Source organism: Acidithiobacillus sp. (assembly GCF_023256195.1).
Lineage (GTDB): Bacteria > Pseudomonadota > Gammaproteobacteria > Acidithiobacillales > Acidithiobacillaceae > Acidithiobacillus_A.
In genome coordinates, this window is sequence record NZ_JAGDWX010000029.1 from 1 (window position 1) to 11,748 (window position 11,748).

General features: G+C 64.7%; 12 protein-coding genes. All 12 read right to left on the reverse strand.

The genetic code is table 11. The features are described from left to right. Positions 1-1,135: 1,135 nt before the first annotated feature. A complete protein-coding gene (locus Q0C23_RS07375; RefSeq protein ID WP_291511721.1) occupies positions 1,136-1,276 on the reverse strand; it encodes a hypothetical protein in 141 nt (46 codons plus the stop codon). A gap of 235 nt (positions 1,277-1,511) precedes the next feature. Beyond that, a complete protein-coding gene (locus Q0C23_RS07380) occupies positions 1,512-1,736 on the reverse strand; it encodes a hypothetical protein (RefSeq protein WP_291511722.1) in 225 nt (74 codons plus the stop codon). 109 nt (positions 1,737-1,845) lie between these two features. Then, positions 1,846-2,760 carry a tRNA (adenosine(37)-N6)-dimethylallyltransferase MiaA gene (gene miaA, locus Q0C23_RS07385; protein WP_291511723.1) on the reverse strand — a complete coding sequence of 305 codons (915 nt, stop codon included), beginning with the start codon at positions 2,758-2,760 and terminating at the stop codon, positions 1,846-1,848. Then, entirely contained in the window at positions 2,757-4,586 is a 1,830-nt protein-coding gene (gene mutL, locus Q0C23_RS07390) for a DNA mismatch repair endonuclease MutL (protein ID WP_291511724.1), read from the reverse strand. The genes miaA and mutL overlap by 4 nt, the downstream gene beginning before the upstream one ends. Then, the gene (gene tsaE / locus Q0C23_RS07395; RefSeq protein ID WP_291511725.1) at positions 4,583-5,071 is read right to left on the reverse strand and encodes a tRNA (adenosine(37)-N6)-threonylcarbamoyltransferase complex ATPase subunit type 1 TsaE; all 489 of its coding nucleotides are present in this window, start codon (positions 5,069-5,071) and stop codon (positions 4,583-4,585) included. The genes mutL and tsaE overlap by 4 nt, the downstream gene beginning before the upstream one ends. Then, positions 5,068-5,538, reverse strand: coding sequence for a CBS domain-containing protein (locus tag Q0C23_RS07400; RefSeq protein WP_291511726.1), 471 nt, complete (start codon positions 5,536-5,538; stop codon positions 5,068-5,070). Before Q0C23_RS07400 ends, tsaE begins: the two co-directional genes overlap by 4 nt. Next, entirely contained in the window at positions 5,535-6,884 is a 1,350-nt protein-coding gene (bioA, locus tag Q0C23_RS07405; protein ID WP_291511727.1) for an adenosylmethionine--8-amino-7-oxononanoate transaminase, read from the reverse strand. The genes Q0C23_RS07400 and bioA overlap by 4 nt, the downstream gene beginning before the upstream one ends. Next, complete coding sequence (locus Q0C23_RS07410) at positions 6,881-7,708, reverse strand: NAD(P)H-hydrate dehydratase (RefSeq protein WP_291511728.1); 828 nt, start codon at positions 7,706-7,708, stop codon at positions 6,881-6,883. The genes bioA and Q0C23_RS07410 overlap by 4 nt, the downstream gene beginning before the upstream one ends. A gap of 13 nt (positions 7,709-7,721) precedes the next feature. Then, a complete protein-coding gene (locus Q0C23_RS07415) occupies positions 7,722-8,939 on the reverse strand; it encodes an ammonium transporter (protein WP_291511729.1) in 1,218 nt (405 codons plus the stop codon). Between the two features lie 26 nt (positions 8,940-8,965). Beyond that, positions 8,966-9,565, reverse strand: coding sequence for a recombination mediator RecR (gene recR, locus Q0C23_RS07420; protein WP_291511730.1), 600 nt, complete (start codon positions 9,563-9,565; stop codon positions 8,966-8,968). A 6-nt stretch (positions 9,566-9,571) separates the two neighbouring features. After that, a complete protein-coding gene (locus Q0C23_RS07425) occupies positions 9,572-9,895 on the reverse strand; it encodes a YbaB/EbfC family nucleoid-associated protein (RefSeq protein ID WP_291511731.1) in 324 nt (107 codons plus the stop codon). A 46-nt stretch (positions 9,896-9,941) separates the two neighbouring features. After that, the coding region (dnaX, locus tag Q0C23_RS07430) for a DNA polymerase III subunit gamma/tau (RefSeq protein ID WP_367273187.1) at positions 9,942-11,748 on the reverse strand (1,807 nt) is incomplete at its 5' end.

Sequence of the window (11,748 nt, forward strand, 5' to 3'; positions counted from 1 at the left end):
GCCGGCCCATGCCACTATCCATCTACCAGCGGACTTGGTAGCTGACGCCCGCCCCCACCTCGAATCCCAGGTGGACAAGAAACCGTTGGCCGGGTGTGGCGCCGAGGACCACTACTGCACCGAGTCGTCCACCGGCTCACGCCATTTTACCGCCCCCCGCGCTTGCGCCTTGGCGTAGCACGCCAAGGCGCTGAAACTCTGTCGTAAACCTGCCGAGAAAGTTTGTCCGAGGGGCTGCTTTCCCGAAGTTGGCCATCGTTCACCGGCCGAGATTCTGATGCAGATCTACGCCAATGGTCTGGGCGTGCCAAAGAAGTTTCCATGGATTGACTCCGATCCGACTACCAAGCAAGACTTTTTCACGGTCATCGGTACTCGGGATATCCATATACGAGTGACCGCAGGCTGGCGCTTTGGAAGCGGGGGGAACGGGAAAAGCGTTCCTCCTCCATCCCAAAAGCGCATGCGGGTAGAAAGCTGCGAGTAGGCGTCTCTCCCCATCACAGCTACAAAACGTCGCTAATCGGGCACAAATTCACTCTGCAATTTTGCTTGCGTGAACGCTGAGTTAGAGCGTGGAAGTGCACCTGAGTTGACGAACGCCGACTCAGTGTCGACCATTGGCCACAGGATCGCCGGATGAAGTGTCCACGAGCCGTTGCAAATCGACGCTTGGTCCAACACCCTGCCTTGGCGTGATAATTGCTTGTACTCTGCGGGCAGGTCCGCCGGCAAGGGCGAGCGGACGCTGCCGATAGACCGGGATGCTCAGCTCTCGGAAGGAGAAAAACGATGTTCCGCAAACACCGAATCCTATTCGCAGCGATGCTGTCGACGGGCTTGCTCACGGCTGCGGGAGCCCAAGCGGACCCCCTGGATTTCAGTTTGAACCTGGGCGGGCCTGGGTACAGTGTCGGGTTCTCCAATTACCCCCAATACTACTACCTGGCGCCTCCACAGCCCTACGTGTCCTGGTACTCTCCACCACTCTATGCGCAATACGAACTGTGGTACTACTATCCACAGATCTACTACGAGTACTACCCGGCGCCGCCGCCACCACCACCGCCCGGCGCGCCGCCGCCGCCCGCTCCGCCGCCTGGAGCACCGCCACCACCGCCACCTGGAGCCTTTTTCAGCGCTCTTGGGGTCGCGCCGCCACCACCACCCGCTCCGGGGGCACCGCCGCCCCCGCCGCCAGGGCGGCCCGGGGGACCTGGTGGGCCACCCCCCGACGGTCCGGGCGTTCCCCCTCCCGTCGGACCGGGTGGACCACCCCCCGGCGGGTTCCGCGGTCCTCCCCCGGGTGGTCCTGGCGGACCCCCTCCCGGTGTGTTCGGTGGTCGTCCTCCCGGTGGCCCGGGTGGACCCCCTCCGGGTGCGTTTGGTGCGCCTCCCCCCATGGGTGCGGGAGGTCCTCCTCCCAGAGGTCCGGGCGGACCACCCCCCGGTGGTCCCGGCGGGCCACCTCCACACCCCTGATACAAGGGCCCCTTATGGGGCCCTGCCGTTTAGACGATCCAGTCCTTGAGGCCCGAAAGCCGACGTTCTTCCTGGATCTTTGCTCCATGCTTCCACAACCAATAGATCAGGAGCACTCCCATGGGCACCAGTAGCGAAAAGATGAACGCCAGGTAGAGCGCCACCATCTTCAATCGGCCGCCCAATGGCGTTCGCGCCGTGCCAATGGTACGAAGAATTTCCTTCAGTTCCAGACCGTCCGAATTTTTGATCATGGGTATTCCCCGATGCGCGCACTTGACCCGTCTTGCGTGATTTCCTTGGCAGATTTGCGCAAAGCATGTATCTTGACAAGAGTTGACCGTGTTTGCGGCAGCACCATCCTCAAGGCTCCCCCACCCCAGCGCTTTCCAGCAGACGAAGTATGCACGCGAGCGCGTCGTCGGCAAGGGGATCGACCCTGGCCTGCAGCATCTCGCCGCGCAGCCAGGTCTCCTGGCGTTTGGCCAGCTGGCGGGTTGCCGCAAGTGCCTGCTGTTTTGCTTCATCCAGCCGGATGTCACCGCGCTGCCAGGCAAAGAATTGCCGGTAGCCCACGGCGCGCATCGCCGGCAGATCCTGTGGGCCATAGCGGCGATGGAGCATTTCCACTTCCTCCAGAAAACCGGTGGATATCATGGCCTCGAGGCGCGATGCGATGCGTTGGTGCAGTACCGCTCGCGGCGGGCACAGCGCCACCTTGAGGATAGGTCCCTCCAGTCCCTGCGCCCAACGGCGCTCGGTCGGGCCACCAAAGCGATGGATCTCCAGAGCGCGCTGAATGCGCTGGCGGTCCCTGGGGTCTATGGCCTGCGCCCGCGCCGGATCCAGCGCTGCCAATTCGGCGTGCAATGCCGGCCATCCCTCCCGCTCGGCTCGCGCCGCCAGCGCTGCGCGATATTCGGAGGAGGCTGCGGGAAGCTCCGCAATGCCCCGCTCCAGCGCCCGGAAATAGAGGCCCGTCCCCCCCACGAGCAGCGGTATCCGCCCTCCCCTTCGGGCCTCTTCGATGGCGATCCGGGCATCGCGGCAGAAATCCCCCGCGGAATACACGGCCTCGGGTTCGCGGATGTCGATGAGGGCGTGGGGATAGCGCGCGCGCAATTCCCGCGAGGGCTTGGCGCTGCCGCGATCAAAGTGGCGGTAGACCAGCAGGGAATCCACACTGATGATGCTGACCGGCAGGGTATCCGCCAGGGCCAACGCCAGATCGGTCTTGCCGCTGGCAGTGGGACCCATGAGAAAGAGGGCGGGGATCATCGGCCGCGCAGAAAAAGCCGATCCAGCTCCGCCAACCGCAATTCCACGACGGTGGGGCGTCCGTGGTTGCACTGGCTGTATCGCGGGCAGGCCTCCAGCTCGCGCAGGAGCGCATTCATCTGCGCAAGGCTCAGTTCGTGATTGGTTTTGATCGCTGCCTTGCAGGCCCGTTCGGCAAGAAAGGCGTCACTATCGCCGAGCTGCGCAAAGCTCGTCGTCAGGTAATCCTGAAACAAAGCCGGATATTGCGCGCTGGGGATATCGGCAGGACCAGCCTGGATGTGGATGTGCTGCGGTCCCGTCACCGTCCACCGAAAACCCGCGGCTGTCAGGAGCTCCGTCCGCTCGTCCAGGCGGGCAAAATCCGCCGCGGTCAAGGACAGCACCTGGGGCAGCAGCAGTGTCTGGCTACGCTCACCAGTACGCCGGGCCTTGAGGCGCTCGTAGAGGATGCGCTCGTGGGCGGCGTGCTGGTCCACCAGGATCAAGCCCTGCGCATTGACGGCAACCACAAAGCGCTGATGCACCTGACCGATGGCGTAGCCCAAAGGCGGTGCATCGGCCCCCAACTTTTCCTGGATAGCCGACGCTGCGGTCACATCGACCGCATCTTCCTGCGCTCTGTATACCGGGGCGACCAACTGCTCCCAGTAATGCGCGCCCGGCTCCGCCACCATCGAGGCAGGGGGCTGGATGGGAGAACGGGATGGTGTGGGGCTGACCCCCCGGACAGGCCCAGCGCCCGCATGAACACCCCGACCGCGGTCCCCCGCGACGGCACTCGGAGCGGACGCGGTTCGGGCCAGAGGACGGCTGGGTCGCGTCTCGTGGGCGATGACTTCGCGGATGGCATGGCGTAAAAAATCGTGGATCCGGCGACTGTCGGCAAAGCGCAGCTCGGTCTTGGCCGGGTGGACATTGACGTCCACCCAGTGCGGCGGCATGGTCAGGTGCAGGACCGCCACCGGATGCCGATCCTGATAGAGCACATCGGCATAGGCAGCGCGCAGCGCGTGACTCAGACCAGAATCACGCACCGGGCGACCGTTCACGAAAAAGTGCTGCTCATCGGCGCGGGCGCGGCTGTGGGTCGGTAAACCAAGCCAACCCCATACCTGCAACTCGCCATCTTCTTGGGTAAAACGCAGGGAGTTGGCGAGAAAATCCAGACCCAGGATCTCCCCGACCCGCGCATCCTGCGCCGGTTCCTCAGCGGCAGGAGCGAAGTGCGCCAGAACCCGGCTCCCCTGCAGCAACTCGAAACCGACGGCAAAATGTACCAAGGCCGTCTGGCGCAGCACCCTCTGTATCCGCCCCAGCTCCGTCGCCGCACTGCGCAGAAATTTGCGCCGTGCCGGAACGTTGAAAAAGAGGTCCCGCACCTCCACCGTCGTCCCCGGCGCTCGCGGACCATACCGAGGCGTCCCCAGACGTCCCCCCTCGACCTCGATCTGCAGGGCAGCCGCCGCCTCCGCTGGCCGCGACTGGATGCGTAGACGGGCCACCGAAGCTATAGCTGGCAAGGCCTCGCCGCGAAAGCCGAAACTCTGGATCCGCTGCAGGTCTTCTGCCCGGCGGAGCTTGCTGGTGGCGTGGCGCTGCAGCGCCAAGGGCAGTTCCTCGGCGGGAATGCCGATGCCATCGTCCTCCACCGCCAGCAGACTCATGCCGCCGTCCTCCAGACGAATGCGCAGATGCTGAGCGCCAGCGTCCAGACTGTTTTCCAGAAGTTCCTTGAGCACCGAGGCCGGTCGTTCCACCACCTCACCGGCGGCGATTTGATCGGCCACCGTTGCATCGAGGATACGGATGGGGTTTCGCGTCATGATTCCTCCTCCAGACCCGCCGGTACTGCCTCCACCAAGGCATCCAGCAGACGCTGCCCCACAAGGCCCACGGCGTGAGCCGACAGGGTATGACTCGCGTCGGGCTCGAGGCTCAGAAAACACTCGAGATCCGGTTCCGGCAGTGTCGCCGTCCCACGACGCGGCCATTCGATCAGCCACAGCGCTGGTTGATCCAGGTAATCGCGCAGGCCCAGGAACTCGAGCTCGTCGTCGCTGCCGAGGCGGTAGAGGTCGAGGTGCACGATGCTGCCCAGCGCCGTCGCGTAGACCTCGAGGAGGGTGTAGGTAGGACTCTTCACGAGGCCGCGGTAGCCCGCCGCGTGGACGATCTCCTGGGCCAGGGTCGTCTTGCCGGCGCCGAGGTCACCGTGCAGGTACACGACCGCCGGCAGGGGTTTGGCGGCCACCAGAGCCGTGGCAAAGGCGCGGGTATCCTCGCGACGGCACCAACGCCAGCGCTTCATGATTCCTGGATGAGCGCCCTCAGGATATCGGAGCGGCTGACGACGCCGAGAAGACGACCGTCGACGTCCACCACAGGGAGGGTGTGGATGTTCCGCTTGAGGATCCGATCCGCAAGGTCCTCGACGCCATCCTCGAGCCGCGCCACATCGGGCTTGGGCGTGGCGAGCTGCAGCGCCGTCACCGCCGTCGCCTTGCGCAGTTCCTCCTCGTACTCGCGCCAGCCGGAAATGGGAATGACGCTGTCCAGCAAGGACAGTACCGTGGGCAGGTGGATCTGGCGGTTCGCATCGATCAGGTCGCGTTCGCCGATCATGCCCACCACCTTGCCGTCCTTGTCCACAACCGGCAAGTTGTGATGCCCCGATTCCAGCAAGCGCTTCGCGACCGTTTGGACGTCATCGTCTTGCGCAACGCTGACGACTTCGCGGGTCATGATATCGGCAGCAGTTCTTCCGGTAGCGGTCATCGGGCGCATTCCTCAGCCATGGCTTGATCTAATACCCTCAGGATAGTGCCAATCTCCTCCGCTGTCACCGACAACGGTGGCACGATGACGATGCTGTCGCCCAGGGGCCGAAGGTAGACACCCAGATCCCGAGCTCTCCGGCACACCGCATATTCGCGCCGATCACCATAGGGGAAAGCCGCACCGCTGTGTGGATCGCGCAGGGGGACAGCCGCCATGAGCCCAAATTGGCGGGCCGGTGCGGAATAGGGACGCTCGGCGAAGCGCTCGAGGCCCCGGGACAGCCGCGCGATATTCGCCCGCACCTCGGTGAGCAGACCCGGCTCGGCAAAAAGCTCGAGGCTGGCGAGTGCGACGGCGCAGGCCAGCGGGTTTGCGGTGTAGGTGTGGCCATAGTAAAACTGCTTGGCTTCAGCAAAGGGCGCGAGAAAGGCCTGGTAGATATCCTCACTGGCCAAGGTGGCTGCCAGAGGCAGGTACCCGCCGCTGATGCCCTTGCCAAGGGCCAGAAGATCCGGTTCCACTCCCTCCTGCTCACAGGCGAAGAGGCTGCCGCTGCGACCGAAGCCCGTGGCCACCTCATCGACGATGAGCAGAACCTCGTGTGCACGACAGCGCTGTGCCGCCGCGGCCAGCAGACCCGGCGGATAGGGGAGGATGCCCGCCGCTCCCTGCACTCCTCCCTCCAGAATGAGTGCGGCGGTGCGCTCGCCTTCGCTGGCGAGGAGCGCGTCCAGAGCCTGTAACCAGATCGCGAGCCCGCGCACCGCATCGCCCTGCGTTTCGGCAAGCACATAGGGGCTGGGCAGCCGGCGGGATGGAAAATGCAGACGGCCATAGACCTGGTGGAATAGTGGAAAACCACCCAGCGAACTCGCCCCCACGGTGTCGCCGTGATAGGCATTGTCCAGGGTCAGAAAGAGCGTTTTTTCCGGACGTCCGCGATTGATCCAGTACTGCGCCGCGATCTTGATGGCGATCTCCACCGCCTCAGCACCGTCCTCTGAGAAGAAGACGTGCTGTAGGGAGTCTGGCGTAAGCTCCACCAATGCCCGCGCCAGACGGATGCCGCCGGGGTGACTGGCGCCCAATACCGTGCTGTGGGCAATGCGGCCAAGCTGCTCCACGAGGGCGGCGTCCAGGTGCGGATGCCGGTGCCCGTGGACATTGCACCAGAGGCTCGCGATGGCATCCAAGGCGCATCTGCCCTGGGCGTCATAGACATAGTTGCCGCGACCCTCGACGATGATCCAGGGATCATCGTCCCCCCAACAGGCCATCTGAGTGAAAGGGTGCCAGAAATAGCGGCGATCCCACTGGCGCAAGGTCTCGATGTCCGTCGTCATGCCATGAGCTCGCGCAGGGCCTGGGGGACGTATGCCAGGATATCCGTGGCGATGACGCTCGCCTCGCCCTGGGCACGGGCGGCGAGGTCGCCGGCGCGGGCGTGGACACAGACGGCCAGCTGGGCCGCCTGCGCTGCGTTCAGCCCCTGGGCCATCAGGCCCGCGCACAGCCCGGTCAGTACGTCCCCGCTGCCACCCGTCGCCATGCCGGGATTCCCCAGGGGACAGCGCCACAGACCCATGGCCCCGAGGATCAGAGTCCCCTCACCTTTGAGAATCCAGGTACCGCCGTAGCGAGCCGCCAAGGCGCGGATGGCACCGACTCGATCTTTCTGGACCTCTACCGTGGTGCTCTGCAGCAGCCGCGCCGCCTCCCCCGGATGGGGTGTCGCCAGACGCTCTGCCGGCTGTGACCAGAGCTGGGGGCCAAGACGCGCGAGGATATTGAGGGCATCGGCATCCCAGACCGCTGGCACCGACAAGGTGCCGATTTCCCGCACCAGGTCGTGACTGGCGAGCCCCTGGCCCAGACCGGGCCCTACCGCCAGCACCGCGTTGGCCGGCAGGCGGCGGAAGTGGGCAGGCCATTCCCACCAGGTGGCCTCTGGTAGTTGCGCGGCCAGGTAGATCTGGCTCTGCGCCTGCCCCACGGCGGTGACCAGACCGGCGCCGGCGCGATAGGCGGCGAGACTTGCCAAGGCCAAGGCACCGCCCATGCTGCGCTGGCCGCCTACCACGAAGACGTGGCCGAAATCGCCTTTGTGGGCTGCCGATGGACGTCGCGGCGGCCGCTCCAGATCTGGCCAATGCAGCGTAGATACCATCGCTTCACGCACCTCAAGCCCTCTCGATGTCCGCCTCAGGGTAGGCACCAACGTGGTGGATAGCCAGATCGGGGCCCATGAACTCTGCCTCCGGATCCAGGCGAATGCCGATGAAGCGGCGGATCGCACCATAGACCACCGCACTGCCGGCCAGGGCGATGACGACCCCCAGCAAGGTTCCGGCGCACTGGGCACCCAGACTCACGCCTCCTGCTCCACCCAGAGCGCGCAGACCGAAAATCCCCACGGCGACCCCTCCCCAGACCCCACAGACACCGTGCAAAGGCCAAACGCCCAGGACATCGTCCAGGCGCATGCGGTGCTGCACCAGGGTGAAGAGGTAGACGAAAATCGCGCCGGCAATGCTACCGATGACCAGCGCTCCAATGGGCTGCACCAGATCCGAGCCGGCACAGATGGCCACCAGGCCTGCCAGAGCGCCGTTATGGGCGAAGCCCGGATCCCCCCGACCCAGAGCAAGAGCGGTGAGCATCCCCCCTACCAAGGCCATAAGGGAGTTGAGCGCAACCAGGCCCTGAACCGCCTCCAGGCGTTGCGCGCTCATGACGTTGAAGCCGAACCAGCCGATGATGAGGATCCAGGAACCCAGAGCGAGAAAGGGGATGTTGGACGGCGGCATGGGATGGATGCTGCCGTCCTTGCCATAACGTCCCCGCCGCGGTCCCAGCAGCCAGACTGCCATGAGTGCCATCCAGCCACCCATGGCGTGCACCACCACAGACCCCGCAAAATCGTGGAAGGGCGCGCCGAAGATCTGGGTGAACCAAGCCTGGATCCCGAGGTTACCGTTCCAGACGATGCCCTCATAGAAAGGGTATACGAGCCCTACCAGAAAAGCCGTCGCCAAGAGCTGTGGAACGAAACGGGCGCGCTCGGCAATGCCGCCGGAAATGATAGCCGGCACCGCCGCCGCAAAGGTCAGCAAAAAGAAGAATCGCACCATCTCGTAGCCGTGTTGATGATCGGTGAGACTGGCGACATTGCCAAAAAAACTGATACCGTAGGCGATGTGGAAGCCGACAAAGAAATAGACGATGGTAGAGACGCCAAAGTCGCTCAGTATCTTCACCAGTGCATTGACCTGACTGCGTCGCCGGACGGTGCCGAGCTCCAGAAAGGCAAAGCCTGCGTGCATGGCCAGCACCAGAATGGCGCCCATGAGCAGAAAGAAAACGTTGGCACCTGGTACGCTCGAGGCGGCGTGGGTCATGGCAGAAAGCTCCGGATATTCTAGGATTATTCTTCGAGATCGCGGCGCCCCAACAAGGCCCGGCCCAGGGTACCGCGATCGACGTATTCCAGTTCGCCGCCCATGGGAATCCCGCGGGCAATGCGACTGGTGCGCACCCCCTCCGGAACGTAGCCGGCCAGAAACTGGGCGGTGGCTTCTCCCTCGAGGGTGGAATTGGTGGCAAATATGACTTCGCGCAGGCCGGGCTCGGCAAGGCGCGCCGCAAAGCGGTCCAAATGGAGATCTTCCGGACCGACCCCGTCCAGGGGCGAAAGATGCCCCATGAGCACGAAATAATCGCCGAGATAGGCCCCTGAATCCTCGATGGCTGCCAGATCCACAGGCGACTCCACGACACAGAGCAGCTCGCGCTGCCGTTGGCTATCGCGACAGATGGCGCAGACCTCGGCCTCGCAGAGATTGTTGCAGCGACTGCAGGCACGAATCTGTTCGTGCGCCGCCTGAAGGGCCAAGGCCAGGGCCGGCATGAGTTCGCGCTTGCGCATCAGCAGGTCATAGGCGATGCGTTGGGAGGAACGCGGCCCGACCCCAGGCAGTCGACGCAGCAGTCGGGTCAGGGCGGCAAGGCTCGGGGTCTCGGACATGCCGGCTTAGAAAGGCAGGTTCAAGCCCGGAATATTCATCCCGCCGGTGAGAGCCGACATCCGCTCGGCACTGGTCTTTTCCGCATTGCGCAGCGCATCGTTCATCGCTGCCGCGATGAGATCTTCCAGCATTTCCGGATCGTTTTCGGCGAGGAGGCTGGGGTCGATGCGCACCCGTCGCACGTCGTTGCGGCAGGTGACCGTCACTTCCACCAGGTTGCCGCCGGCGTGTCCCTGCACCTCCACCTGAGCCAACTCTTCCTGTGCCTTCTGCAGACGTTCCTGCAGTTGCTGCGCCTGCTTCATGATATTGCCGAGACCACCCTTCATCTCACCCCTCCGATCCAGTGACTCACGATGTTCTACCCGCGCCCATCTAGGCCGCGCCCCCCGTCCTGCGAACGGCCACCACCCGGGCGCCAAAAATCTCCTGATATTCCACTACCCGAGGATCCTGCCGTACCCGCTCCTGCAAACGCTGCCGCTCCGCTGCCTCGGCGCGCTCGCGAGCGCCCACCACGGTGTCCCCGGCACCCGCATCCGTCATCAGGTCCAGGCTCAGCTGCGGTCTTTGCCCCCAGAGACCTTCCAGAGCCGTGGCCAGAGTATCCAACTCGGCACGCAAAAATTCCAGGTGACCGGCCTCGGCCCAAAGTTCCACACGTTCCTTGTCGCAGCGCGTCGCCCGGCTATGCCCAAAAGACGCCCGGAGCATAGGCCCGAGCGCCAGTTGAGACAAGATCTCGGCCCAGCGGGCCGCTGCATCCTCCCCTGCGGCATCTAGCTGCGCGGCCGGTTCGAACAGGGGCTGCCGCGGTTTTGGTACGGGTCCGGTTGGCATGGACACCGGCGGCGCGTGAAGCACGGGCCCAGAGGGAACCGTGTCCACCGTCCTGTCCGTGACGGCGGGATGCTCCGGGTCAAACCCCCGGGGGGCTGCGGATTCGGGGGCCGAAGCCTGTGTCGCGTCCTTTCCTGCGGCCACCGCGCCGGTACCGCAGCTTGCGCCCGGTGGTGTGGCATCCGGCTGCTGCCCCCCGCCTCCTTCCGCCTCGCGAAAGGCCAGCACCCGCAGCACGGCCATCTCCAGCGCCATGCGGCTGTCCGGATAGAGGTAGAAATCGCGGCGCGCCGACAGCAGTATCGCGTGAAAGGCCTGCAGACTCAGGGCATCGGGCAGAGGCTCCCGATCCCAGGGCGAGGGCAAGGCACGTCGTACTCCCTCGATGTAGCGGGCGAGGCTCAGACGATGCAGAGCCTCGATGAGGGCATCCAGAAGACCGGCGGGATCCTGCCCGAGATCCATCTGCTCACGCAGGATGCGCAGTACCGCTGCGGCGTCGTCGCGCAGGAGTGCCGTCACCAGACTCCAGACCACATCCTCTGCGGCCATCCCCAGCATGTCCTGGACGGCTTTGGCTGCCACACGACCGGCGCCATGGACGATGGCCTGATCCAGGAGACTCAGGGCATCCCGCAAGCTGCCATCGGCAGCACGGGCGAGTATCTCCAGGGCCGCATCCTCCGCCGGGACCCCCTCGGCATCGACGATCCGGCGCAGACGTTCGCCTATGCGCTGGGGATCCAAGCGCCGCAATTGGAGTTGCAGACAGCGGGACAGAATGGTCACGGGAAGCTTTTGCGGGTCCGTGGTGGCCAGCAGAAATTTGACGTGATCCGGCGGCTCCTCCAGGGTTTTCAACAAGGCGTTGAAGCTGTGACTGGAGAGCATGTGTACCTCGTCGATGAGGTAGACCTTGTAGCGCCCTGCCGTCGGGGCGTACTGAACGTTGTCCAGTAGTTCCCGTGTTTCATCCACACGCGTACGGCTGGCGGCGTCCACCTCGAGGAGGTCCACGAAGTTGCCGGCGCTGATGCTGCGACAGGCGCTGCATTCTCCGCAAGGCCTGCTGCTGACCCCCTTTTCACAGTTCAGGGACTTGGCGAGCAGGCGTGCCAGAGTGGTTTTGCCAACGCCGCGTGTACCGGTAAAAAGGAAGGCGTGGTGGACACGGCCCGAGTCCAGCGCGTGTCGCAGCGCCGATACCACCGCCTCCTGTCCGACGAAGTCGTCAAAGCTTTGCGGGCGCCAGCGGCGCGCAAGTGCCTGGTAAGGAAGGGTCGTCACGGACGCAAATGGGTGGCGACGCCGACCAGCCACACCCCGGCACCTGGATCGGCGG